Annotated in this window: 21 protein-coding genes and 1 tRNA gene; 13 read left to right on the top strand and 9 right to left on the bottom strand. The window is 67.5% G+C overall.

The genetic code is table 11. From position 1 onward, the window contains the following. Positions 1 to 214: 214 nt before the first annotated feature. Positions 215 to 1816, bottom strand: a complete 1602-nt coding sequence (locus ACFXP9_RS02115; protein ID WP_397205703.1) for an isocitrate lyase — start codon at positions 1814 to 1816, stop codon at positions 215 to 217. Continuing rightward, the gene (locus tag ACFXP9_RS02110) at positions 1813 to 1938 is read right to left on the bottom strand and encodes a hypothetical protein (RefSeq protein WP_397205705.1); all 126 of its coding nucleotides are present in this window, start codon (positions 1936 to 1938) and stop codon (positions 1813 to 1815) included. The genes ACFXP9_RS02115 and ACFXP9_RS02110 overlap by 4 nt, the downstream gene beginning before the upstream one ends. 127 nt (positions 1939 to 2065) lie before the next feature. On the opposite strand from ACFXP9_RS02110, the gene ACFXP9_RS02105 reads away from it, so the two are divergent. After that, complete coding sequence (locus ACFXP9_RS02105) at positions 2066 to 3508, top strand: short-chain fatty acyl-CoA regulator family protein (protein ID WP_397205707.1); 1443 nt, start codon at positions 2066 to 2068, stop codon at positions 3506 to 3508. Between the two features lie 86 nt (positions 3509 to 3594). On the opposite strand, the gene ACFXP9_RS02100 is transcribed toward ACFXP9_RS02105, so the two are convergent. Then, on the bottom strand, positions 3595 to 4200 hold the full coding sequence (locus ACFXP9_RS02100; protein WP_397205803.1) for a superoxide dismutase: 606 nt from the start codon (positions 4198 to 4200) through the stop codon (positions 3595 to 3597). 91 nt (positions 4201 to 4291) lie between these two features. Further along, positions 4292 to 4828 carry a hypothetical protein gene (locus tag ACFXP9_RS02095; protein ID WP_397205709.1) on the bottom strand — a complete coding sequence of 179 codons (537 nt, stop codon included), beginning with the start codon at positions 4826 to 4828 and terminating at the stop codon, positions 4292 to 4294. Positions 4829 to 5015: 187 nt separating this feature from the next. Between ACFXP9_RS02095 and mntR the strand changes: the two genes are divergently transcribed. The 7 genes from mntR (at position 5016) to ACFXP9_RS02060 (ending at position 14226) form a co-directional block, all read left to right on the top strand. Beyond that, positions 5016 to 5522, top strand: coding sequence for a manganese-binding transcriptional regulator MntR (gene mntR, locus ACFXP9_RS02090; RefSeq protein ID WP_397205711.1), 507 nt, complete (start codon positions 5016 to 5018; stop codon positions 5520 to 5522). 135 nt (positions 5523 to 5657) lie between these two features. Further along, positions 5658 to 6476 carry a hypothetical protein gene (locus ACFXP9_RS02085; protein ID WP_397205713.1) on the top strand — a complete coding sequence of 273 codons (819 nt, stop codon included), beginning with the start codon at positions 5658 to 5660 and terminating at the stop codon, positions 6474 to 6476. 81 nt (positions 6477 to 6557) lie between these two features. Further along, positions 6558 to 8402, top strand: coding sequence for a glycosyltransferase family 2 protein (locus tag ACFXP9_RS02080; protein ID WP_397205714.1), 1845 nt, complete (start codon positions 6558 to 6560; stop codon positions 8400 to 8402). Between the two features lie 100 nt (positions 8403 to 8502). Next, complete coding sequence (locus tag ACFXP9_RS02075; RefSeq protein WP_397205716.1) at positions 8503 to 10035, top strand: hypothetical protein; 1533 nt, start codon at positions 8503 to 8505, stop codon at positions 10033 to 10035. After that, positions 10028 to 10822: a hypothetical protein gene (locus tag ACFXP9_RS02070; RefSeq protein ID WP_397205718.1), complete on the top strand. Its 795-nt coding sequence runs from the start codon at positions 10028 to 10030 to the stop codon at positions 10820 to 10822. The genes ACFXP9_RS02075 and ACFXP9_RS02070 overlap by 8 nt, the downstream gene beginning before the upstream one ends. A gap of 2 nt (positions 10823 to 10824) precedes the next feature. Beyond that, positions 10825 to 13131: a sulfatase-like hydrolase/transferase gene (locus ACFXP9_RS02065; RefSeq protein ID WP_397205719.1), complete on the top strand. Its 2307-nt coding sequence runs from the start codon at positions 10825 to 10827 to the stop codon at positions 13129 to 13131. A 180-nt stretch (positions 13132 to 13311) separates the two neighbouring features. Further along, on the top strand, positions 13312 to 14226 hold the full coding sequence (locus tag ACFXP9_RS02060; RefSeq protein WP_397209947.1) for a hypothetical protein: 915 nt from the start codon (positions 13312 to 13314) through the stop codon (positions 14224 to 14226). Here ACFXP9_RS02060 and ACFXP9_RS02055 read toward each other — a convergent pair. Next, on the bottom strand, positions 14160 to 15674 hold the full coding sequence (locus tag ACFXP9_RS02055; RefSeq protein WP_397205723.1) for an aminotransferase-like domain-containing protein: 1515 nt from the start codon (positions 15672 to 15674) through the stop codon (positions 14160 to 14162). The two genes, ACFXP9_RS02060 and ACFXP9_RS02055, sit on opposite strands and share 67 nt — an antisense overlap. A 127-nt stretch (positions 15675 to 15801) precedes the next feature. Here ACFXP9_RS02055 and ACFXP9_RS02050 point away from each other — a divergent pair, with 127 nt between their 5' ends. Then, positions 15802 to 16437: a pyridoxamine 5'-phosphate oxidase family protein gene (locus tag ACFXP9_RS02050; RefSeq protein ID WP_397205725.1), complete on the top strand. Its 636-nt coding sequence runs from the start codon at positions 15802 to 15804 to the stop codon at positions 16435 to 16437. A 57-nt stretch (positions 16438 to 16494) separates the two neighbouring features. Here the strand turns inward: ACFXP9_RS02050 and ubiV are convergent, their stop codons facing one another. Genes ubiV through ubiT form a run of 3 tightly spaced genes read right to left on the bottom strand, consistent with a single transcriptional unit; the run spans position 16495 to position 18945 of the window. Next, entirely contained in the window at positions 16495 to 17394 is a 900-nt protein-coding gene (gene ubiV, locus ACFXP9_RS02045; RefSeq protein WP_397205727.1) for a ubiquinone anaerobic biosynthesis protein UbiV, read from the bottom strand. Positions 17395 to 17398: 4 nt separating this feature from the next. Then, complete coding sequence (gene ubiU / locus ACFXP9_RS02040) at positions 17399 to 18376, bottom strand: ubiquinone anaerobic biosynthesis protein UbiU (RefSeq protein ID WP_397205805.1); 978 nt, start codon at positions 18374 to 18376, stop codon at positions 17399 to 17401. Beyond that, positions 18376 to 18945, bottom strand: coding sequence for a ubiquinone anaerobic biosynthesis accessory factor UbiT (gene ubiT / locus ACFXP9_RS02035; protein WP_397205729.1), 570 nt, complete (start codon positions 18943 to 18945; stop codon positions 18376 to 18378). Before ubiT ends, ubiU begins: the two co-directional genes overlap by 1 nt. Before the next feature lie 128 nt (positions 18946 to 19073). Here ubiT and ACFXP9_RS02030 point away from each other — a divergent pair, with 128 nt between their 5' ends. Both ACFXP9_RS02030 and ACFXP9_RS02025 read left to right on the top strand, forming a co-directional pair. Then, entirely contained in the window at positions 19074 to 20585 is a 1512-nt protein-coding gene (locus ACFXP9_RS02030) for a UbiD family decarboxylase (protein WP_397205731.1), read from the top strand. Then, positions 20582 to 21175 (top strand): UbiX family flavin prenyltransferase, encoded by a 594-nt coding sequence (locus ACFXP9_RS02025; RefSeq protein WP_397205733.1) that lies wholly within the window; start codon positions 20582 to 20584, stop codon positions 21173 to 21175. The genes ACFXP9_RS02030 and ACFXP9_RS02025 overlap by 4 nt, the downstream gene beginning before the upstream one ends. A gap of 87 nt (positions 21176 to 21262) precedes the next feature. Here the strand turns inward: ACFXP9_RS02025 and ACFXP9_RS02020 are convergent. Beyond that, a tRNA-Tyr gene (locus ACFXP9_RS02020) sits at positions 21263 to 21346 on the bottom strand. Positions 21347 to 21474: 128 nt separating this feature from the next. Here ACFXP9_RS02020 and rlmB point away from each other — a divergent pair. Together rlmB and ACFXP9_RS02010 are read left to right on the top strand one after the other, a co-directional pair. Next, entirely contained in the window at positions 21475 to 22326 is an 852-nt protein-coding gene (rlmB, locus tag ACFXP9_RS02015) for a 23S rRNA (guanosine(2251)-2'-O)-methyltransferase RlmB (protein WP_397205735.1), read from the top strand. A gap of 224 nt (positions 22327 to 22550) precedes the next feature. Then, entirely contained in the window at positions 22551 to 23009 is a 459-nt protein-coding gene (locus ACFXP9_RS02010; protein WP_397205737.1) for a hypothetical protein, read from the top strand. Positions 23010 to 23209: the final 200 nt, after the last annotated feature.

Below are 23209 nucleotides of genomic sequence, written 5' to 3'. Positions count from 1 at the left end.
CTTTATGTTCTGGCCGTGAAGGGTTTGCGCGGCCCGCGACCAGGTGGAACGGAACGTCGCGGGCCGCTTTCACGCCAACCCAAGAGGCGTGAAACCGGAATGGCAGGGCGGCGAACCGCCCGACCGTGATCTGGCCGGGACAGGGGTGACCCCTGCCCCGCGGGCCTGCGAACCGGGCTGCGAACTGGTTCGTCGTGCCCCGCGCGCGCAGCCCTTATTGGGCTGCGAACTGGTTCATCGTGTTGGCCGAACCGCCCGCTTTCAGGGCGCGGTCGCCGCCGACCATTTCCTTGAACGTGTCGCCAAGGTCGGACCCGACCTCGTGCTGGTGCTTGACGGCGCTGATGCCCCGGCGGATTTCCTCGCGCTGGACGGTGGCGACATAGGCCAGCATCCGGTCGGCGCCGAAATAGCCGCGCGACAGCTCGTCCACCGATTTCGCGGTCAGGTGGAAGGTCGGCAGGGTGATCAGGTTGTGGAACACCCCCGCCCTGGTCGAGATGTCGTATTGGAAGGCCCGCAGCCGGTCATCGGCCTCGCGGCCCAGATCGGTGTCGTCGAAATCGGGCGACATCAGGGCGTTGTCGTCGGGGTAATCACCCGCCGCGATCTTGCCGGCCTCCAGCCACTCGGCCCGGACCTGTTTGCGCAGGTTCAGCGTCCAGTTGAAGGACGGCGAGTTGTTATAGGTCAGCTTGGCATTCGGCACTTTCTGGCGGATTTCATCGACCATACCGGCGATTTCGGCCACATTTGGGGTGTCGGTTTCGATCCACAGCAGGTCGGCGCCGCCCTGCGTCAGCGAGGCGATGCAATCCTCGACCACGCGGGCGCGGCCGGTATCGGGCTTGAAGCGGAACAACCCGTTGGGCAGGCGCACCGGGCGCTGAACCTTGCCGTCGCGCATCAGCCCGACCTCGTTCTCGGCCAGCGGCTGGTCGTCGCATTCAACCCATTTCAGGTATTCAGCGGCCAGATCGCCCGGCTGTTGGCTGACCGGCAGCTTTTGCGTCAGACCGGCGCCAAGGCTGTCGGTGCGCGCCACGATGACGCCATCGTCAACCCCCAGCTCCTCGAACGCCAGGCGGCAGGCGCGCAGCTTTTCGATGAAATCTTCGCGCGGGACGGTGACCTTGCCATCCTGATGGCCGCATTGCTTGGCGTCCGAGACCTGATTTTCGATCTGAAGGCAGCAGGCGCCTGCCTTGATCAGTTCCTTCGCCAGCAGATAGGTCGCGTGTTCATTGCCAAAGCCCGCGTCAATATCCGCGATGATCGGCACGACATGCGATTCATAGCTGTCGATGGCGTCGATGGCGGCGTCGATGGCGGCCTGATCACCGGCCTCGCGGGCGGCGCGCAGGGTCTTGAACAGGTCGTTCAGCTCGACCTCGTCCGCCTGCCGCAACGAGACATAGATTTCCTCGATCAGGTCGGCCACGGCGGTTTTTTCATGCATCGACTGGTCGGGCAGATGCCCCCAGCGGTTGCGCAGACCGGCGACCATCCAGCCCGACAGATAGACATAGGCACCCTTGGTGGTGCCCCGCAGGCGGCGGACCGATTTGATCATCTGCTGCGCGTGAAAGCCCGACCAGCAGCCAAGGCTTTGGGTGAATTGCGTGGGATCGGCGTCATAGGCGGCCATATCGGCGCGCATCACGCGGGCCATGTCGCGGGCCACATCCAGATGGGTCAGATAGGTGTTCTGGATTTTAAGCTGCACGATATCGTCAATATCGACCCCGCCCGGCGTCGCCCCCGAGGGGTAACGCGCAGCCAGCGCGGCGCGGATGTCACGATAGGATCTGGTCATGTTTCGGTCCTCCTGTCCGATTGCGGGCGCCAGTCCGGGTCCAGCCCGAAAGGCGAGAAAAACAAAAAGCCGGGGGCAGGCAGGTCCGGCGGCCTGGGGTGGTCCGAGGGTTTCTTGCTCATGCTGTCCTGCGTGTTTTGCGCGACTTGATTCAGGCATAGCCAAGGCGCATAAGTGTATAAACCACTGAAAAAGCGTTGATTTGCGAAGGGTCAGCGCAGGATTTGCGAATATTGCGAAGGACACGCCATGGCAAAATCGTTTCTGGGCGGGCGCTTGCGACAATTGCGTGACAGCCGCGGGCTGACGCAGGCGGCGCTGGCGGCCCGGCTGGGGCTGTCGCCCAGCTATCTGAACCAGCTGGAACGCAACCAGCGCCCCCTGACCGTTGCGGTGCTGCTGAAAATCAACGCCGAATTCGGCGGCGACATCCAGTTCTTCTCGGAAGAGGGGGACGCGCGGCTGCTGGCCGAACTGCGCGAGGCGTTTCAGGGCGCGGGCGATGTCGCCGCCGCCGATCTGCGCAACCTGATCGAGAACATGCCCGCGCTGGCCCGGCACATCGTGGCGCTGTTTCGCGACACCCGCGAGGCACAGGACCGCGCCACCGCCATGGCCGTGGGCGCCGGCCACCCCGAGGGCCTGCCCGCCCCCACCGCCTTCGAGGAGGTGCGCGACTTTTTCTATGACCACCGCAACCATTTCGACGCGCTGGACCGCCGCGCCGAGGCGCTGTTTGACAGCGCCGGCCTTCAGCCCGGCAACGTGGCCGAGGGGCTGGCCCGGCATCTGGCGCGTCAGGGCATCCGCGTGCAGGCGGGCGACGACCCGGCGCGGCTGCGCCAGTTCGACGCGCAGCGTGGGCTGCTAGAGCTGTGGCGCGGGCTGCGCCCCGATCAGCGCGGCTTTCAGATGGCCACCCAGATCGCCCTGAACGAGGCCGGCAGCGACATCGAATCGGCACTGGCGCAAGGCCGTTTCGCCGCCGATTCGGCGCGGGCGCTGGGGCGGATCGGGCTGGCCAATTACTTTGCCGGGGCGCTGATGATGCCCTATGCCGCCTTCTGGTCGGCGGCCGAGGAAACCGGCTATGACATCGACGCATTGGGGGCGCGGTTCGGCACCGGGTTCGAAGCCACCTGCCACCGCCTGTCCAGCCTGCAACGCGACGGGATGCGCGGGGTGCCGTTCTTTTTCCTGCGGGTCGACCGGGCGGGCAACATCTCGAAGCGCCAGTCCGCGACCGATTTCCACTTTTCCAAGATCGGCGGGTCCTGCCCGTTATGGCGTGTCCATGCCGCCTTTGACCACCCCGGCGAGATTCTGACCCAGATCGCGGAAATGCCGGATGAGCGGCGCTATTTCTGGGTGACGCGCACGGTCGCCACCCGGCCCGCCCGCTGGGGCGCGACGGGCAAGGTCTTTGCGGTGGCGCTGGGTTGTGACATCGACCATGCCGGGCGGCTGGTCTATGCGCGCGGGGTCAACCTGTCCGATCGCGGCACCCCCATCGGCAGCGCCTGCAAGGCCTGCCCGCGCCGGGGCTGTGCCCAGCGCGCCTTTCCGATGCTGGGTCAGCCGCTGGCGGTCGATCCGCAATCGGCGGTCTTTGCCCCCTATTCCGCCCGGCCCGAGGCCGCGACAGACCCGCTTGCCGCGTCGCGCCGGGGCGCGGGTGCGACGCCGGGCTGAACCGGCAAAAACCGGCAGCGGGCAAGGCCCGTGCCGGTGATGCGCCCCCGGAAAGGGGTGCGGGGCGTGTGTGTGTGGGGGGGGGGTCAGGCCGTCGCGGCCTCCAGCCGGTCGGCCACAACCTGCCAGTCGACCAGCCCGTCAAGGAAGGCGCCGACATATTTGGCCCGCAGATTGCGATAGTCGATGTAATAGGAATGTTCCCACACATCGCAGGTCAGCAAGGCGTCATGGCCCTGAACCAGCGGCGTGTCGGCATTGCCGGTTTTGGTCACCTGAAGGCGGCTGCCATCCCAGACCAGCCAGCCCCAGCCGGACCCAAACTGGGCCACGCAGGCATCCGCGAATTGCTGGCGAAACGCCGCGACCGAGCCGAAATCCGCGATCACCTGCCGTTCCAGCCGCCCCGGCATGGCGCCACCGCCATTGGGCCGCATCCCGGCCCAGAAATGGCTGTGGTTATAGTGCTGGCCCGCCTGATTGAACAGCGCACCGGCGGCAGGGTCGGCAGCAGCCGCGCGAATGATCTGGTCCAGCCCTTGCCCCTCATGTGGGGTGCCGGCGATCAGTTCGTTCATCTTGTCGACATAGGCCTTGTGGTGCTTGCCGTAATGAAATTCCATCGTTTCGGCCGACATCAGCGGGGCCAGCGCATCCATGGCATAAGGCAGTTGCGGTAGCGTAAACATCAGGCTTCCTTTTCTTCCTGTTCGCTTTGGGAAAGGCGGGTGCCGGGCACGGGCCGGCGTCAGCGGCCCGGACTATGGGCGCTGACAAAGATGGTCACGACGGGCGCCGCGGGGCGGGCTGGTCGGCCAGACGCGCCGCCCGGCGCGACACCCGCGCCACCGCGATGCGGGCGCGGGTGATGGTTTCGGCAATCGCCAGAACCGGCGTGCCATTGGCTTGCAGGAACCCGACCAGCGCGATTGTCGCCTGTTTCAGATTGGCCGCACAGTCCATCCGCAGCCCCAGCGGCGCCGAGACATCGCGCGCCACCTGCAACAGCCGGTCAAAGGCGGCGCGGTAATGGGCCTCGGCCCGGTCGGGCTGGCCGTCGCGCAGCGCGGCCTCGGCAAGGTTATGGCAGGAAATCACCCAGATCGCGGCGACCGGCACCGGGTTTGCGCCACCTGCGGCCAGCAGGTCGAACAGGCGCGCGGCCTCGGACAGGGCGGCGTCATAGCCGCGCTGCGCGGCCCCGGCATCGCCCGCCTGAAAGGCCGCATTCGCCTGTCGCGTCAGGCGCCGCCAGGTGGCCTGCGGGGTCATCGCCGCCCCCAGCCCGGCCAGATCGTCAGGGTTCACACGCTGGTTCATGACCACCCCCAAAGGCAAGTGGACGGGATCGGATGGCGGGGAATCGGGCAAGATGGCATCGGAACCTTCGGGCAGGGAAAGCTGGCTGGTCCGATCTTTATTTAGCCACGGCTAAAAATTGTCAAATGGTTTTTAGCTGCGGCTAAATCCATTGACGGCGCCCTGATGCCGCGCCAGACTGTCTGTCATGTTGCATGACCCCCCCGACCGCCCCGGCACGGGCGCTGCCCATGATGCCCCGCAACCCGGCCCGCAAGGCCCCGGCCCAACAGGGGTCGCACCGCCGGACCCTGACCAGCGGGCGCGCAATTTTTCCCGGCTGCGCGATGCCCACCGGCAGGAAACCGCCGAAGATTACGTCGAGATGATCGCTGAATTGCTGGCCTGCCAGGGCGAGGCCCGCATCGGCCATCTGGCGCAATGTTTCGGGGTCTCGAACGCGACGGTGACCAATACCGTGCAGCGGCTGGTGCGCGACGGGCTGGTCGAAAGCCGCCCCTATCAGCCGCTGGCACTGACCCCGCGCGGCGCCGATCTGGCGGCCCAGTCGCGCAGGCGGCACCTGATCGTGCGCGATTTCCTGATCGCGCTGGGGGTCGACCCGGCCATTGCCGAGGCTGATACCGAGGGGCTGGAACATCACGTCAGCCCCGAAACACTGTCGGCTTTCCAGCGGTTTCTGGACAATCGCTGACCGCCGCGCGGGTGACTGCGCGCTTGCTTAGGCCCCCCGCTGCGGTGTATGCAGCCAGACAAAACCTGCAAGGGCGTTTGTCGCAGGCAGCGCCGCAACCGGCCAGCCCCGCTGGTGTCACGCAAAGGACCGGATATGCAACTGACCCGCCGCCCCGTCGCCTCGCTCTGGATCGGAGACAAGCTGCATTACCTCAACCAGCTTTGCCTGAAATCGCATCTGCTGCATGGCCATCCGGTGACGCTGTATTGCACCCATGACGTGCAAAACGCCCCCGAAGGCGTGGTCATCCGCCCGGCATCCGAGATTATGGATCTGGACATGGCGCTGATCGAGGCGACATCGGCCTCGTTCCTGTCCAATGTCTTTCGCTATAAAATGATCCGCAAGACCGGGGCGGTCTGGATCGACTGTGACGCCTTCTGCCACCAGCCCTTCCCCGAGGACTGGGAATGGATCTTTGCCGGTCACGGAATGCGCGGCGCGCTGAATTGCGGCGTTGTCGGCCTGCCGCAACATTGTGCGCTGATGGACCAGTTGCTGGATTATTACGACAATCTGCCCGATTATCCGGCATGGTGGAACAAGCGCCAGCGCCGCCAGATGGACAAACTGAAGGACAAGGGCGGCATGTCCCACGCCGCCATGATCTATAAGACCGAGCGCACGGCCTTTGGCCCGCAGGCCTTTACCTGGTTCGCCCAACAGACCGGCGACATCGAACGCGCGATGACGCCCGATGTGCTGTATCCGGTGCCGTTCCAGCTAAACGATGTCTTCTATGACCCCTATGGCCGGGTCGAGGGGCATTTCACCGACCAGACCGTCAGCGTGCATCTGTATACCAACGGCACCAAGCCGTGGTGGCGCAAGCACGCGCCGCTGCCGGGTTCCTATGCCGCGCGGATGTGCGAACAGGTCGGCATCGACCCCAGCGCCGCGCTGGAGGACTGACCCGCGCGGCGGCGATGACCCGCGCCACCGCCCCTGCCCCGCGTCACAACCCGCGTGTCCCATGCCCTGCAAGGCCCCGCCATGATCGACCGCCACACCAGCCGCCACGGCACCGTCATGGCCGTGTCCATGATGAAGGACGAAGCGCCGTTCCTGCTGGAATGGTTCGCCCATCATCTGGCCGTGGGGTTCACCGATATTCTGGTTTACACCAATGACTGCACCGACGGCACAGTCGAGATGCTGCAACGGCTTGAGGAACTGGGCCTTGGCCATCACCGCCACAACGTCATCGCGGAGGGGCAGAAACCCCAGCCATCGGCGCTGAACCACGCGCAGGCCGAACCGCTGGTCGCGGCGGCGGATTGGGTGCTGGTTTTCGACGCCGATGAATTTTTGTGCATCAACCATCCCTCGGGGCATCTGGACGGGATGCTGGACGATACGGTGGCGCGCGGGGCGAATGGCATTGTCATCACCTGGCGAACCTTTGGGTCGGGCTTTGTTCAGGACTGGTCGCCCGCGCCGGTGACGGAACAGTATCTTTATGCCGCACCGCCGCAATGGCGCATGGGCTGGGGCGTCAAGACGCTGTTCAAATTCGATCCCGAATACTGGAAACTTGGCATCCACCGCCCCTCGATCAGGAACAAACACCTCGAGGACGGCTTTCCCGACAGCGTGCACTGGCTGAACGGGTCCGGCCAGCCGATGGAGGATTATTTCAAATTCCGCGGCTGGCGGTCCATCCGGCGCACGGTGGGTTACGACTGGGCGCAGATGAACCACTATGCGGTGAAATCCATCGACAGCTATGCGCTGCGCAAGCTGCGCGGCAATGTGAACAACAAGAAAGACAAGTATAACGCCGATTACTGGTCGCTTCAGGACCGCAACGAGGTCCGCGACGAAGCGATCCTGCGCCACGCCCCCCGCCGCGCCGAAATCATGGCCGCGCTGTTGCAGGACCCGGTGCTGAACCGCCTGCATCACGCCGCGCTGGACCGGGTCGAACAGCGGCTGGCCGACCACAAGCAGACCGAGGCTTATGCGACGATGAAAGCCGGGCTGATCGAGGCCGGCAAGGTGCCGATCACCCAGGTCGCCGCCAAGCCGCCGCAGCCGCGCGACCCGCTGAAAATCGCCGCACTGATGAGCCGGGTCGAACAGAAAAACGCCGACCGCCCCGCAGATCAGCGCCGCAACCCCACCCCCGCGGCCTTTACCGACCCCGAGGCCGGGCATTTCCAGCCCGCCCCCATCGACCTGTCGGCGGATGTGGCGGTGCAGATGGTCGCAAACCGTGACCTGACCCTGCCCGCCGATCTGCGGGTCTTTACCCCCGCGACGCTGGAACGGGTCTGCGAGGGGAAATATGAACGCCGCGCCGGACGTTACATCGCGGCACAGGCGCAGGGCGCGCAGCGGCTGCTGGATTGCACCGGCGGCTTTGGATTCGTTGCCATGCTGGCCGCGATGGCCGACCCGCAATTGCAGGTGATGGTTCAGCAGGACCGCGCCGATCTGGTCGGCTTTGGCAAGCGGGTGGCGGCGCAAAACGGGCTGGCCGGCCGCATCCGCTTTGCCAATGGCCCGCTGGTCATGGCTGGCGATGACGCCACCAGCGGGCCGCGCGGCCTGCGCCATTGCCTTGCCGATTTTCGGCCCGATATGCTGCGGCTGGCCTGCGATGCCGTCGATCCGGGCTGGATGGCGGCGCTGGATTTGTCGATGCTGTCGCGTATCCTGCTGGTGCCTGCCGCGACCGGGGCCACCGCGGATGCCAACGCCGGTGCCGCGACCGGGGCCGAAGCCGCGACCGGACAGGCGCTGGCCGACTGGGTCGCAGCGCTGACAGCTGCGGGCTTTGCCGCGCCGGGTGGCGATGGCAATGGCGATTCGGTCTTGCTGCGGCGCGGCGGCTGATGGCCGGGGCGCGGCGCCAGGTCGCAGCCCGTGGCATGGCAGGGCCGGTGCTGCTGGCCTAAACCCAACCCGTCCCCGCCACCCGGCAGGGACACCAGACATGAAGGACCGCCCGATGCCGGACAAGGCCCCCGATCAGACCGCTTCCCCCGCGCGCCAGAACGTGCTGGTGCGGGCGCGCAATGGCGATGTGATCCGCTATGACGACAGCGGGCTGGTGCTGCGGCTGTCGGACAAGGTGATTGCCGACATCGCATTGCGGCTTGGCACCGCGCCCCGGCCCGCCGATGCCCCGGCGCCCCCCGGTGCCCCGGCGCCCCATCACCCCCCCAGCGCCGCCGGCACCGCCGAAGATACGCGGCTGGACAAGCTGGACATCTGGGATGTGACGCAAGCGGGTGACTGGCTGATGTTCAATGGCCGCCTGCCGGGCAAGCAGGGCGTGCGCCGTTATCGGCTGGCGGCGGCGGGGGGGCATGTGCTGGCCGACGCGCCGGGGCCGCTTTGCGCCATTCTGGGCATCGGGGGCGCGCGCGCGGCGCTGGCCGATGACCACCGCACCTGCGATTTCCCCCAGCATATTCTGGCCCCCGCCGATGACATCGGCGCGGTCGGTCATGCCGGAACCGAACGCGCGGCGCAAACCGCGCTGCTGGAACATCTGCGCGAGATGACCCACGAGGCCCTGACCGCCGAGGCATTCCTGAACTGGCAGCTGGACAAGCACCAGCCGCTGCCGCTGTTCGTCACCCGGGTCGAGACCGACGAATCCGCCGATGCCGCCGCGCTGGCGCAAGGCCCGGCGCTGGACAACCTGCTGATCGCCGCCGCCAACCTTGGGCGCGCGGCGGCGTCGATGGGCAAAAAGGCCCGGCTGCTGGCGGTCACGCTGGATTACGCGCTGGAAGATACCAGCGGATCGGCGCTGGCCTATCGCGACGGGGTGCTGGCGCTGATGACCCGGATCGGGGCCGGGCTGACGGCGCTTGGCCTGACGCCGCCGGTTTTCGTGACCCGGTTCGAGCGCGGCTCGGACGCGCTGCCTGACCATCACGCGATCGTGGGTCAGTGGGAGCTGGTCTGGAACCACGGCGATCACCGGCTGCTGTTTTCGGCGCCGGGCTATATGTTCAGCCATGACGACACCGACCGCCCGACCCCGGATGCGCGCCGACAGATGGCGGAAATGACCGCCGCCGCGATCAGCGACCCCGATCACTGGCAATGCCCGCTGTTCCATCTGGCCGAAACCACCCCCTGCCCGGATGGCGCGAAGATCCGGCTGGTGGCGCAGGCGCGCTCGGGGCTGGTGCTGGCGGCGGGCGATGCGGCCTGTGCCGGGCATCCGGTGGGCCTGCGGCTGGTCGGGGATACGGCAGGCGCCAAAATCACCGCCGTGGCGGTCGACCCCGCCGACCCCAAAGCGCTGCTGCTGACGCTGGATCGGATGCCTGTGGGGCCGGATCTGCGGCTGGCCTATGCCATCGGCGCGGCGGACCCGGCCGGTGGCGCGGCCTGCCTTGCCATTCGCGACGACTGGTCGCTGGCCTCGGCCACCGGGGCCACGCTGCACCGTTGGGCGCTGCCTTGCCTGCTGCCCATCCATCAGGGGGGGGACCACCCGAATGCCTGAGCCAATGCTTGAGATCGACACCGACCTGCCCGCCGGGGCGCTGGTTGACGGCCCCGCCCATCAGCTGGAAGAACGCATCGCCCAGGCCGAGGGCTTTTGGCTGCAAGGCCGCGCCGGGCGGTTCGACCGCGACGACAGCGGCGCGGTCACCGCGTGGCACCCCCGCAGCGGCACCCTGCCCGCCACCCCGACCCAGCCCAACAAGGGCGACACCCGGCTGACCGGCTGGGGCGATGCGCTGGGGGTGCAGACCACGCTGGGGCGGCATTGCGGGCTGGTGCTGCCCGATGTGGGTCAGGATGTGCAGGCGTTTTCGATGGCGATCATCTATCGCCCCGACCCGGTGGAAGAGGCCCGCACCCTGCTGACGCTGAACCCCCGCCCCGGCGGCGGCGAGGCCCATTCCGGGGGCTATCTGTTTATCTCGGACCTTGGGGACGCGCTGACCGTCAAGGACACCGGCGAGGCGCTGTCGCTGACCCTGCCCGCCGAGCCCGCGCCGCGCGACCCGCGCCTGCTGATCGTCACGGTCGCGGGCAACGCCATGGCGGTTCAGCGCGATAGCGGGGTGACGCATCAGGTTACCGGCCTTGCCCCCGACCTGCGCGGCGCGGCAGACCTGTTCATCGGCGCGCGCAGCCACCGCAGCGGCCTGCAAAAAACGCTGGGACAGGCGCTGATTCTGGACGTGTTCTTCTGGCCCGCCAGCCGGTTGCTGATGCCCGCCACCGCCGATGACGCGGCGCAGCAGGCGGCGTTGATGCGCTATTACCACTGGGTTTACTGACCATGAAACTGACGCCCGACGCCATTGCCAGCGACAATATCTGTGTGATCTGGGTCGATGACATGATCGACGTGAACACTTGGCGCGATGCGTTCGGGCTGCGCATCCAGACCCCGCATCTGGACCGGATGATGGAACAGGCAACGCGGTTCACCAATGCCTATGCCACGGTGCCGCTGTGCGCGCCCTGCCGGGCCGAGCTGGCGACCGGGCTGTCGCCCTTTCGCACCGGGCTGGTGGACCTGAACCGGTTCTGGCGCGACATCATGCCGCCGGAAAAGGCCTGGGCCTATGACCTGCGGCGGGCGGGGTTTTACACCTTCACCACCGGCAAGGTCGATTCCAACTATCGCCCCATGCCCGAGGAATACCGCCGCATCCTGTTCCATGAAAACCCGCCTTGCGCCGACAGCACGGATCGCAAGAAGGTCAAGGACTATCTTGGGGGGCGCGGTCCCGGCATTCGCGGCGTGAACCACCCCGATGACAAGGGCGAACAGGATGACAGGTTCTATGATTACTGGGTGGCGCAGAACGCCATCGACTTTCTGGGCCGGGCCGATCCGTCGCGCCGGCACCTGATCCAGCTGGGCTTCAAGCACCCGCATTACAACCTGGCCTGCCCGGACCGGTTTTACCAGCAATACGACCCGGCCCAGATCCGCTGGCCGGCCATCGCCGCCGAAGAGGATTACCACGGCCCCCAACCCGGTTTCGCCGTGTACGAGGCCGCCTATATCGCCAATGGCCGCTGGACGCCGGAAAAGTCGGGGGACGAGGCATGGCGGCAAGTGGTGCGCGCCTATTTCGCCGCGATCAGCCATGTCGACCACGAAATCGGGCGGTTCATGACCGCGCTGGAAAATTCGCCGCTGGCGGATAATACCACGGTGATTTTCCTGTCCGATAACGGCTTTAACCTGGGCAATCACGACAGCTTTCACAAAATGAGCCAATGGGACAGCGCCGCCCATATTCCGCTGGCGATCTGGCGCAAGGGCCAGCCCAGGACACAGGTCGACATGCCGGTATCGCTGCATAATGTGCCCAAGACCATCATGCAGCTGGCCGGTCTGCCGCCCCGGCCCGACTGGGTGTCGGGCCAAAGCCTGTTACCGCTGATCGACCCGGCATGGGGCCGCTATGACGACAGCAAATCGCCCATCACCTGCGTGTTCGGCACGTTGTCGGTGCGCCCCTCGGTCGAGGGGTATCGCCACCTGCGCTATTTCCGCTATCCCAATGGCGAGGAAAACGTCTTTGACATCGAAACCGACCCCGGCGAGACCACGAACCTGATCGACAGCGCGCCGATGGATTTCCTGCGCGCCGAACTGGTCAGGGGGGCGCTGGATCTGGGGCTGGACCTGCGGGGGTTTGAAAACCCTGCCGACGGGGTCAATGCGATGATGGCCGTCGATGGCAGCGTCATCATGGCGGGCGGCGCGGGCGATAACGAATACTGGGCCTATGGCAGCGATGCCGAAAAGATCCGCGAGGACCGCGACGGCGGCACTGACACGCTGTGGTATATGGCAGGGCCGGATGATTACGTCCTGCATTGCCCCGCCAATGTCGAAAAGATCCGCATCGCCACGGTCGTGACCCGCAAGGAGGGCTCTGGCGCGGGCGGGCCTTACAAGACCCTGCGCATTGTCGCCCATCCCGACAGCCCAATTCACTTCGAGACTTCGGAACGGGTGACCATCGCCGTCTCCGGGTCGGATGGCGACGATGTCATGTTGGGTCCGAAATATGGCGATGCCACCTTTCACGGCGGCGCCGGAAATGATCACCTGATCGCCCGTGCATCCCGCAGCAAGAACTGGCACCGCTTCTATGGCGGGGCTGGCAACGATACGCTGTCCGGGGGGCCGGGCAATGACACCCTGGATGGCGGCACAGGCAACGACCTGATTCATGGCATGGGCGGGTCAAACAGGATCTATGGCGGACATGGCAATGACACCATCCATGACGGCGATGGCGCGTCCGAGATCCACACCGGACCCGGTCGCAACCTTGTGGTTCTGGGCCATGGCGACGACCAGCTTTTCGTCGGCACCGGTATCAATCACATCACACCGGGGTCAGGAGATGTGCATTTCACCATTGCCTATGGCGGACTGACGATCATCACCCAATGGTCCGGCGGCCAGGTCTATGACCTGTCGGGCTGGCCCGTCCCCCCGGTGATTGAGGACCGCGGCAACGGCACCATCCGCCTGCGCGCCGGGTTGTCGATCGTCGAGATCAGGGGCGTGCCCGAGGCAGACCGCCTGTGCCAGCAGATTATCCGGCACGAATGACCTGTGCCCCAGTCCGTGATGGTATCACGACAGCGGGTGTTCAGCACAAAGCCCGGATTTCCTTTCTGGTTTTTTCCGTGCTGACGCTTTACACATGGGGCCGAACCGATGGAATTCGCCTGAAACGCTTTTGCAAAGGTCTGCCGCCATTCCAGCCTTTCAACAACCGGTGACAAGCTGATGACCCCTTCGCTGACCCTGTTCTTCATCGTCGAGCCACCTTCGTATCAGTATCTGGCCTGTTATCTGGCGGCGTCCATCCGCAACCATCTGCCACGGTCGGTCAGGCTGGTGGGCTATTGCCCCGAGCATCGCCGCGCCGAGCTGGCCCCGGCCGCGGTCGAGACCCTGCGCCGGATGGATTGCGAGGTGCGGTTCTTTGATGCCGCGGGAAAATTCGACCCGGCCTATCCGCATGGCAACAAGATTCTGGCCTGTCTGGAACCGCGCGATACCGATTTTTCCGGTTTCGTGGATTCGGACGTGCTGATGATCCGCGACAATACGGTCGAAAACCTGGTGCGGGCGGGGCATGTCAGCGCCTCGCCAGCGGCGTCAATGCTGTGGACCGGGCAAGAGATCTGGCCGCGGCTGTATGGTGCATTCGACATGCCGGTTCCTGAAAAGCGCGATCGCCGCCGCGATGTCGTGCCTTACTTCAGTTCGGGCTTTGTCCTGTTTCCCGAACAGCACCGCACCGCGCAGGGCGACAGCTTTGCGCAGGTCTGGTACGACACCGCACGGCGCATTGACGCCATCCCCGATCTGGACAAGAAGCGCCCCTATCTGGACCAGATGAGCCTGCCAATCGCCATAACCCGCGCAGGGCTGGCATGGAATGAACTGCCCGAAGAGCAGCATTTCATTCTTGGCGGGTCTCTGCGTGGCAAGCCCTTGCCCGAAGGGCAAAAGATCTACACGGTGCATTATCGCAGCTGGATCATCCTGAAAGAGGTCGGCCTGTCGCGACAGGGCTATGGGGGGCTGCGCAAACAGGTTGGCGTTTCGCGGGTCAAGCGTATTTTCGATCAGCCCGCCCCCGATGCTGCAGGTGCCGGCACCGACCCGGCGACGCCCTCGTCACAACCGGAATAACCCCCCTCAGCCAGCGCCTTTGCCAGCGCCCCGCAAAACCCTGTGATACGCGCTGGCGTGGCATCGGCAAAGCCCACCAACAGGCCGTATATGCCCCCCTGCTGCGGCGGGGACAGCGTATGGGCCGACAGCCGTCGCGGCGCAAAGCCGGCGCGGTGCAGGCGGGCGGCCAGTGCGGCCTCGGCCTCGTGGCCCCAGCCGGGGCGGGTCAGATGCAGCGCCAGTTGCACCCCGCCCGCCGGCGGTGTCACGCGGATGCCGGGCAGATCGGCCAAGGCCTCGGCCAGGGCCTGCCCCCGCGAGGCATAGCTGCGCGCAATCCGGCCCAGATGGGTGCGATAGCGGCCCGATTGCATCATCGCCGCCAACGCCGCCTGCGCATGAAGATTGGCAAACAGCCCCAGATTGCGCTGCACCGCCCGCAGCGGCGCCGCAAGGCCGCGCGGCACCACCAGCCATCCCAGCCGCAACCCCGGCATCAGCACCTTCGAGGCCGACCCCAGATAAGCCAGTTCCGGCCCGCTGGCATGGGCGGCAAGGGCCGGGATCTCTCGCCCGCGCCAGTGGAATTCGCTGTCGTAATCATCCTCGATCACCAGCGCCTGATGGCGGCGGGCATGGTCCAGCAGCGCCAGCCGCCGCGCCAGCGACATGCGCAGCCCCAGCGGATACTGGTTCGACGGCGTGACATAGATCAGCCGCGCATCCCCCGGCACCGCATCGACGCACAGGCCCTGCGCGTCCAGCCCCACCCCGGCCAGCCGCAACCCGGCCCCGGCAAAGGCCGTCCGCGCCCCCAGATAGCCGGGGTTCTCGATCGCGGCCAGATCGCCGGGCTGGGTCAGCGCCTGCGCCAACAGCACCAGCGAGGCCCGCGTCCCCGGTGTGATCAGCACCTGATCGGCATCGACCCGCAGCCCCCGATCCGCCGCCAGCCGGTCGGCCAGCACGGCACGCAGCGCGGGCAACCCGTCCAGCCCGTCATAGGCCGCCGCCCCGCCATACAGCCGCCGCGCCACCTGACGCAGCGCCAGCGCCCATTCGGCGCGCGGAAACAGCGCTTCATCCGGCTGGCCGGGGGCCATGATTGCGGGGCCTTGCGCGGGGCCGGGCGCGCGCGGGGCGGTATCGCCTTGGTCGGGATTGCGCGGATCGTGGGCCATCACCTGACCACGCGGCGACAGGGCAATGGGCAAGGCGTCCGGCGCTGTGCATTCGCCCGTGGCGGGCCGCAAGGGGGCGGTCGCAGGGGCGCAGATGCGGGGGGCGGCGCCAGCGCGGACCTGTAGCACGCCTTCGGCCCGCAACATGTCATAGGCGGTGTTGATCGTCGCCCGCGACACCCCCAGCCCCAGCGCCGCCGCACGACTGCCGGGCAGCACCGCGCCATGCGCCAGCCGCCCGCCCCGGACAGCCGCCAGCAGATCGTGATAGATCTGCACCGGCATCGGCCCGCGCCCCGAATGCGGGTCGGGGCGGAAAGGGCAACTGGTCTGATCATTTCGGGCAAAACCGGATATTTCTTCAATCCTGTTTTGCCGGCATCCGGGGGGTGACAGCAACAAGGAAAGCGCCATGCCACCCAAATACGCCACGCCGCGCCAGCCCAGACGCGCCAGCACCGACCCCACCCTGATCGAGGATATTCTGGACACCGGCCTTGTCGGCCATGTCGGATTTATTGCCGGGGACCGGCCAATGGTCATCCCCATGGCCTATGCCCGGATCGGGGGCGTGCTGTATCTGCACGGGGCGTCAAAGGCGCGCATCGCGCGGCTGGATGGCGTGCCGCTGTGCCTGACCGTGACCCAGCTGACCGGCATTGTCGCGGCACGGTCGGGGTTTCACCATTCGGTCAATTACCGTTCCGTCGTGGTTCACGGCACCGCGCGGCAGGTGACAGACCCCGAAGCCGACCGCGCCCTGATCGCCATTACCGACCACCTGTTGCCGGGGCGCAGCGCCGGTTTGCGGCCCATGACCGCGCAGGAACGCAAGGCCACCGGCGTGGTCGCGCTGGACATCGAACAGGCCAGCGCCAAGACCCGCAGCGGCCCGCCCGCCGATGACAGCGCCGACCACGCCCTGCCGATCTGGGCCGGGGTGGTGCCGGTGGTCACGGCGCTGGGGGCCGGGGTGGCAGACGCCCATACCCCCGCAGATCTGCCCGAACCGGCATCCATCATCGCGGCGCGGCGCAAATTCGCCTGACCCCTGCGCTGCCCCAGCCCGCGCCCGTTCCAGTGCCCGTGCCCGTGCCCGTGCCGGTCAGGCCGCGCTGCCCGACCAGTCGGCGCCCGCCGGGCCGCGCAGAAAGCCATCGGACAGCCGCCCGCCCGGCACCTGCCCGGCCAGCCGGGCCGCCAGCGTCGCGCCGTCCATCCGGCCCGCCAGCAGCGCCGCGTAATCGCGGCAGATCCCGGCGAAATCGCCGCTTTGCGGCGACAGGCGCAGCGCATCGACACCCACCGCCGCCAGCGCATCGGCCTGCAAGGCCATGCTGGCGGTGGACTGGCTGAGGGTCTGCACCCCGTTCACCGCCAGAAACGGCTGACCATCCAGCGTCTGCACATCGCGGCCATCGGGGTCGGCCTCGCAGATGAACTGGCAGTTATCCTTGGCCCGGTCATGCAGCCGCGCGTGATAGCACCGCCCCGAGATCGCCAGCGGCAACCGGCCATGTCCCCAGACCTCGACCGCGACACCGGCCTCGTGCCCGGCCTGCACCAGCGCGGCGACCGATTCCAGCGTCAGCTCGGGCGGCAGGCAGATGCGCGTGGCGCCGCGCCGGGCCAGAAACCGCAGCGTGCCCTCGTTATAGACATTCACCATCGGTCCCACCCAGAACGGCTGACCGGCGGGGATATGGGCCAGCGCGGTCAGGTCGTTGACCTCGACCGGCAGGCCCAGATCGGCCAGATCGGCGGTCAGCCTGCGTTCCCGCCGCAGCGTGATCAGCGCCAGCGAGGTCACCGCCACCTGTTTGCCCCCGGCCTGCAACGCCTCGATCGCGGCGGGGATTTCGGCCTGCCAGAAAGGCAGTCGCTTGGAACACACCCATTCCCCGATCACAACCCGCGCCACCGGCGCATCACCCAGCGCAGCATAGAAATCGCGCACGGTGTCGGCCTTCCAGAAAAACGCATTCGGCCCGATGGTCAGATCCATTGGCTTACCTCCATGTCTTGGCATAGGCGCCGGTGGTGGCGGCCTGCCCCTCGGTCAGGCGGGCCAGCGTGGCGGCGGGCAAGGGCTGGCCTGCATCCTGCGCCTCGACCGCGGCGCGGAAGGCGCGCACCACCTCGGCCACATAAGCGCGCGAACGCTGCCGCCCCTCGATCTTCAGCGCGGTGACGCCAGCTTTGGCCAGCGCCGGGATCAGATGCGTGGCGTCCAGACTGACCGGGTCTTCGAACACATGCCCGACCTGATCGCCCGAGGCAAAGCAGCCCTTGCACAGCGTCGGGTAAGGCGCGGGCATGTCGCGCGGCGTGCGGTGGATGGTAAAGCCCCCCAGCCGCGCGGCCAGTTCATCGCCTTCCTCGGCATAGACGACATGGCTGGCGGGCGAACAGACCCCGTTCATATTGGGCGACCGCCCCGTCGCGTAAGAAGACAGCGCACAACGCCCCTCGGCCATGACGCACAGACCGCCAAAGACGAAAACCTCGGTTTCGGTGTCGATTTCGCGGTTGATGGCGGTGATTTCGGCCACGGTCAGGACGCGGGGCAGGACGACCCGGCGCACGCCAAAGGTTTCGGCATAGAAATTGATCGCATCCGGGTTGGCGGCGGCGGCCTGAACCGACAGATGGCGGCGCAGGCCGGGGTGATGTTCGGCGGTATGGGCCAGCAGTCCCAGATCGGCCAGAATCACCGCATCGGCCCCGGCGGTTTCGGCATCGGCCACGGCGCGGTGCCATGCGCCTTCGGCCCCGGCGCGGGGGAAAGTGTTGATCGCGACCAGCACCCTGGCACCGTGCTGATGGGCAAACGCCACCCCATCGGCCAGTTCCTGACGCGAAAAGTTCAGGCCCGGAAAATTGCGCGCATTGGTTTCATCGGCAAAACCGCAATAGACCGAATGCGCCCCGGCCTTGACGGCGGCACGCAGCGCGGCGGGGGTGCCCGCGGGGCAGACCAGTTCCATCATGGGGCATATCCCCCGGCCTCGTGGCGATGCAGGGTCAGCCCGGTCAGACGCTCGGCCCAGGTTATGGCGCGGGTCAGCACCGGCCCGGCCCGGCCACCCAGCGCGGCAATGTCGCCCGACAGGTCCAGTTCGGCATCGTCCACGGCATTGCGCAGGGCCAGCGCGGCGGCGGTATCGCCCGCGACCGTCACCTCGCGCATGAAAAACAGCGCATCGCCATCCTGTTCGGCATGAACCATCGCCAGAAACCCCGACAGCGGCCCGGTGATGCGCACATCATGGTCCGGCACCCGGCGACAGGCCGTCACCCGCGCCAAAGCCGGTTCCAGCAACAGCACGAAGGGCAGATCCACCGGGTCCAGCAGAAAGCGGCGCCCGGCATATTCGCCCATGCGGCGCAACATGGCCGGGTGGCGGTCGGACAAAAGCCGGGTCAGCCGGGTCAGCGCCAGCGACAGGGGCCGCAACGGCAGCGGGCGCATCAGCGCGCTGGCCAGACGCGGGGCGCGGGGTAACGGCAGGGCATGTGGGGCCGCGTGATCGGGCGGCGGGGTGTGGGGTGACATGGGCGGGGCCTTTCCTTGGATGCGCGCCCGACCCTAGGCCCGGCACGCAATGTCGCATCTTGATGGAAATCAAGTTGCGACGCCCCGCCACAGGCAAAGATCATGCAGACATATCAAGGACATAATGAATGCGAACCCTGCCCCCCTTTCCCGATCTGCGCGCCTTCCTGACATGGTGCAGCGGTCAGGATCAGCTGCGCCATATCGCGGAACCGGTGCCGGTCCGCCACCGGATGACGGCGGTGCAACTGGCCGCTTTGCAGGCGAAAGGCCCGGTTCTTCAATTCGATAGGCCGATTCTGGCCTCGGGTCGGGGGGCGGCCATGCCGGTGGTGACCAACCTGTTTGCAACCCCGGACCGGGTGGCGGCGGGGCTGGGACTGCGGCTGGATCAGGTGGCCGGTTTCGGCGCGTTTCTGGCGGCGCTGCGCAGCCCCGCGCCGGTTGACGGGATGCGCGACGCATTGTCACGCTGGCCGATGCTGCGCGCCGCCATGGCCACCCGCCCGCGCATTCTGCGCCGCGCCCCGGTGGCCGAGGTCGAGGCCCCGCCCGACCTGACCGCCCTGCCCGTCCAGACGCCATGGCCGGGCGATGCCGGGCCGCTGATCACCTGGCCGGTTGTCGTCACCCGGCCCGCCGGCGGGGCGGCGGATGACATCGGGGGCTATAATCTGGGGGTGTATCGGGCACAGGTGCTGGGGCCGGACCGGCTGATCCTGCGCTGGCTGGCCCATCGCGGCGGCGCGGCGCATTACCGCGACTGGATGCGGCGCGGCCAGCCGATGCCGGTGGCGGTGGTGCTGGGGGCCGACCCGGCGACCCTGCTGGCCGCCGCGATGCCGCTGCCCGAAAACCTGTCCGAGGTCAGCTTTTCCGGCGTCCTGCGCGGCGCGCGCACCGAGCTGACCCCGGCCCGCACCGTGCCGCTGATGATCCCCGCCCGCGCCGAGGCGGTGATCGAGGGCTGGGTCCATCCCGGCGACATGGCCCCCGAGGGTCCGTTTGGCGATCACACCGGCTATTACAACGCGGCCGAGCCATTCCCGGTGATGCGGGTCAGCGCGGTCAGCCACCGCCGCGACGCGCTGTATTTGTCGACCGCCACAGGCCGCCCGCCCGATGAACCGGCGGTGATCGGTGAGGTGTTCAACACCCTGACCCTGCCCCTGATCCGCCAGCAGATCCCCGAGATCCGCGACCTGTGGCTGCCGCCTGCCGCCTGCAGTTATCGCATGGCGGTGGTGGCCATCGACAAACGCTATCCCGGTCAGGCGCGGCGGGTGATGATGGCGCTGTGGGGGATGCTGACGCAGTTTTGCTATACCAAGCTGGTGGTGGTGGTCGATGCCGATATCGACCCGCGCAACTGGGATGACATCGCATGGGCGCTGGCCACGCGGATGGACCCGGCGCGCGACGTGATGATGCTGGACAAAACACCGATGGATTACCTTGATTTCGCCTCGCCGGCCGAGGGGCTGGCCGGCAAGATGGGCATCGACGCCACCACCAAGACCGGCCCCGAAACCACCCGCGACTGGGGCCGGGTCATGGCGCTGGACCCGGCTGACCGCGATTTTGCCGCCGATCTGCTGGCGCGGATCGGGGTGGGCGCAACAGGGGGGATGGGCCGATGACGCCGCATGTGGTGCTGGGGGTGTCGGGCGCATCCGGCGCGGCGCTGGCGCTGTCCGTCGCGCGCCACCTGACCGCCGCCGGGGCGGTGGTGGAACTGGTGCTGTCCGACATGGCACGGCGCACCCTGACCGAAGAGGTCGGCCCGGATGCCGAGGCCGAACTGACCGCGCTGGCCGCCTGTCGCCACGACATCCGCGATCTGGGGGCGCGCATCGCCTCGGGGTCGGCGCCGGTGGCGGGGATGGTGGTCGCGCCCTGTTCGATGCGCAGTCTGGCGGCCATTGCCCATGGGCTGGACGACAACCTGCTGACCCGCGCCGCCGGGGTGCAGTTAAAGGAACGCCGCCCGCTGGTCCTGCTGGCGCGCGAAACACCGCTGACGCTGGCGCATCTGGACAATATGACCGCCGTGACCCGGATGGGCGCGGTGGTCATGCCCCCCGCCCCGGCCTTTTACCTGCGCCCGGACAGCGTGCAGGCCATCATCGACCAGATCGCCGCCCGCGCCACCGACCAGCTGCGCCTGTCGCCACCGCAGGCACAGGCATGGACCGGCACCGCGCCAAGCCTGCCGGACCAGTCCGGGTGATGCAGCCTGTCGCAGGGCGGGGAAAGCTAGCCACGCCACCCGGCGCAAACCACCACTTTGTTGATATCGTTTTATTTTCGGAAGAAATGGTGGGCGACCCTGGAATCGAACCAGGCATGGGTCTCCCCGGCGGAGTTACAGTCCGCTGCCGCACCTTGCAGCACGTCGCCCGCCAAGCGCCTTGGCGTGGGGGGGTGATTACCCGCAGCAACAGGGGGCGTCAAGCGGGTTTTCCGCGAATCCTTGCCTTGCCGGGCCGCAAAGGCCAAACAGGGGGCCGGATCGCGAAAGGAAACCCCATGCCCGCCCCCCGCAAACCCCAGACTGACCGCCCCGGTGGCGCCCCCGCCCCCGATGCGCCCAAGGGCGGCAAGGCCAGGAAACCGACCTGGGTCATCGAAAAGGAACGCGCCAAACGCGCCGCGGCGGCGGAAACGGTGTGGCTGTTCGGGCTGCACGCGGTGCGCGACGCCCTGTCCAACCCCCGGCGCGAGCGGCTGCAACTGGTGCTGACGCGCAATGCCGCCGACCGGCTGGGACCACTGCCGGACGACCTGACGCCGCAGATCGTGGATGCCCGCAGCTTTGACAAATATGTGCCGCTGGCCGCCGAATCGGTGCATCAGGGCGCCGCGCTTGAGGTCAGGCCGCTGCGCTGGGGCAGCATCGACGACATCATCACCGCGCCGGGCGGGCCGCTGGTGGTGGCGCTGGACCGGGTCAGCGACCCGCATAATGTCGGCGCCATCCTGCGCTCGGCCGAGGTGTTCGGCGCCCGCGCGGTGATCGGCACGAATCGCCACGCCGCACCCGAATCGGGGGCGCTGGCCAAGACCGCCAGCGGCGCGCTGGAACGCCAGCCCTATCTGCGGGTAACCAATCTGGCCGATGCGCTGGAGCGGCTGAAAAACGCGGGCTTTGTCTGCATCGGTCTGGATGGCGAGGCCCCGCACGACCTGCCCACCCTGCTGGACGATCTGGGCACGCGCCCGGTCTGTCTGGTGCTGGGGGCCGAGGGGCCGGGCCTGCGCGACAAGACCCGCGAAACCTGTGATTATCTGGCCCGCATTCCCTTTGCCGCCGATTTCGGGTCGCTGAACGTGTCGAACGCGGCGGCCGTCGCGCTGTATGCCGTGACCCGGCGCGGCTGACGGCGCCGGGCCGACGCCCCCTGCCCGGTGCGGTCGCAGAAGGGGGGGGGGGGGACCGGACAGCCCCTGCGCGGCATGTGACCTTGCGTCAGGCTTCACATTAGCGACAGAACCGCCGCAGCCCTGTTGAACCACACCCGGCGGGGCGACAGATTACGGCAGCCCGCCCTGCCGCGATTCTGCCTGTCGCGCCCCCGTTTCCCTGCTGCCGGATCTGCCTGCCCATGCCCCTGCCGCATTCCCGCCCGCTTGCCATCCCCCGCATCCCGCCCCGGCTGATGGGGCTGGTCATGGCCTGTTGCCTCGGTGCGACCGGCCTGCCCGGCCATGCCGACCCCTGGGGGCTGGAGGGGATGGACCCGGTGGCCACCCGTGACGGCGACCCGCAAATGGGGCTGCCCGACCTCAGCACACATTGGCATGGCCAGATCTGGCATTTCGCGACCGAGGAAAACCGCCTGATCTTTGAAGGCAATCCCCGCGCCTTTGCCCCTGGTCTGGATGGCCTTTGTGTCGTCGCCCTGTCCGAGGGGCGCAGCGAACCCGGCGATCCGCGCTTTGCCGTGGTGATCGGCCAGCGCATCTATCTGACCCGCTCCGATGCGGCGCAGCAGCGGCTGTTGAAAGACCCCCGCCACATCCTGATGCGCGCGCGCGAGGTCTGGCTGGACATGCCGCATTAACCGCCCTGCCTGACCGCCGCCGCAGCCGGCCACGCCGGCCACGCCGGCCCTGCAATCCAGCCCACCGATGGCATTTCAGTCACAAAAACGCGAGGGCCTTGAAACCCGAAAGGGTGTTACCCAGTTAACACATAGAACATGGCCACGGAACGGTCATGTTCGGATCACTGTCCCTCGTTCCGCGACTTGCGCCCGGCCAT

This window comes from Paracoccus jiaweipingae, from assembly GCF_044335505.1.
In the GTDB taxonomy this organism is placed as follows: domain Bacteria; phylum Pseudomonadota; class Alphaproteobacteria; order Rhodobacterales; family Rhodobacteraceae; genus Paracoccus.
The sequence above is the reverse complement of the archived record's forward strand: the minus strand, read 5'-3'. Positions and strand labels throughout refer to the sequence as shown.

Coding starts and splice junctions, on each gene's coding strand:
- ACFXP9_RS02115 (WP_397205703.1), bottom strand. CDS start 1,816: ATGACCAGATCCTATCGTGACATCCGCGCCGCGCTGGCTGCGCGTTAC.
- ACFXP9_RS02110 (WP_397205705.1), bottom strand. CDS start 1,938: ATGAGCAAGAAACCCTCGGACCACCCCAGGCCGCCGGACCTGCCTGCC.
- ACFXP9_RS02105 (WP_397205707.1), top strand. CDS start 2,066: ATGGCAAAATCGTTTCTGGGCGGGCGCTTGCGACAATTGCGTGACAGC.
- ACFXP9_RS02095 (WP_397205709.1), bottom strand. CDS start 4,828: ATGAACCAGCGTGTGAACCCTGACGATCTGGCCGGGCTGGGGGCGGCG.
- mntR (WP_397205711.1), top strand. CDS start 5,016: ATGTTGCATGACCCCCCCGACCGCCCCGGCACGGGCGCTGCCCATGAT.
- ACFXP9_RS02085 (WP_397205713.1), top strand. CDS start 5,658: ATGCAACTGACCCGCCGCCCCGTCGCCTCGCTCTGGATCGGAGACAAG.
- ACFXP9_RS02080 (WP_397205714.1), top strand. CDS start 6,558: ATGATCGACCGCCACACCAGCCGCCACGGCACCGTCATGGCCGTGTCC.
- ACFXP9_RS02075 (WP_397205716.1), top strand. CDS start 8,503: ATGAAGGACCGCCCGATGCCGGACAAGGCCCCCGATCAGACCGCTTCC.
- ACFXP9_RS02070 (WP_397205718.1), top strand. CDS start 10,028: ATGCCTGAGCCAATGCTTGAGATCGACACCGACCTGCCCGCCGGGGCG.
- ACFXP9_RS02065 (WP_397205719.1), top strand. CDS start 10,825: ATGAAACTGACGCCCGACGCCATTGCCAGCGACAATATCTGTGTGATC.
- ACFXP9_RS02060 (WP_397209947.1), top strand. CDS start 13,312: ATGACCCCTTCGCTGACCCTGTTCTTCATCGTCGAGCCACCTTCGTAT.
- ACFXP9_RS02055 (WP_397205723.1), bottom strand. CDS start 15,674: ATGCCGGTGCAGATCTATCACGATCTGCTGGCGGCTGTCCGGGGCGGG.
- ACFXP9_RS02050 (WP_397205725.1), top strand. CDS start 15,802: ATGCCACCCAAATACGCCACGCCGCGCCAGCCCAGACGCGCCAGCACC.
- ubiV (WP_397205727.1), bottom strand. CDS start 17,394: ATGGATCTGACCATCGGGCCGAATGCGTTTTTCTGGAAGGCCGACACC.
- ubiU (WP_397205805.1), bottom strand. CDS start 18,376: ATGGAACTGGTCTGCCCCGCGGGCACCCCCGCCGCGCTGCGTGCCGCC.
- ubiT (WP_397205729.1), bottom strand. CDS start 18,945: ATGTCACCCCACACCCCGCCGCCCGATCACGCGGCCCCACATGCCCTG.
- ACFXP9_RS02030 (WP_397205731.1), top strand. CDS start 19,074: ATGCGAACCCTGCCCCCCTTTCCCGATCTGCGCGCCTTCCTGACATGG.
- ACFXP9_RS02025 (WP_397205733.1), top strand. CDS start 20,582: ATGACGCCGCATGTGGTGCTGGGGGTGTCGGGCGCATCCGGCGCGGCG.
- rlmB (WP_397205735.1), top strand. CDS start 21,475: ATGCCCGCCCCCCGCAAACCCCAGACTGACCGCCCCGGTGGCGCCCCC.
- ACFXP9_RS02010 (WP_397205737.1), top strand. CDS start 22,551: ATGCCCCTGCCGCATTCCCGCCCGCTTGCCATCCCCCGCATCCCGCCC.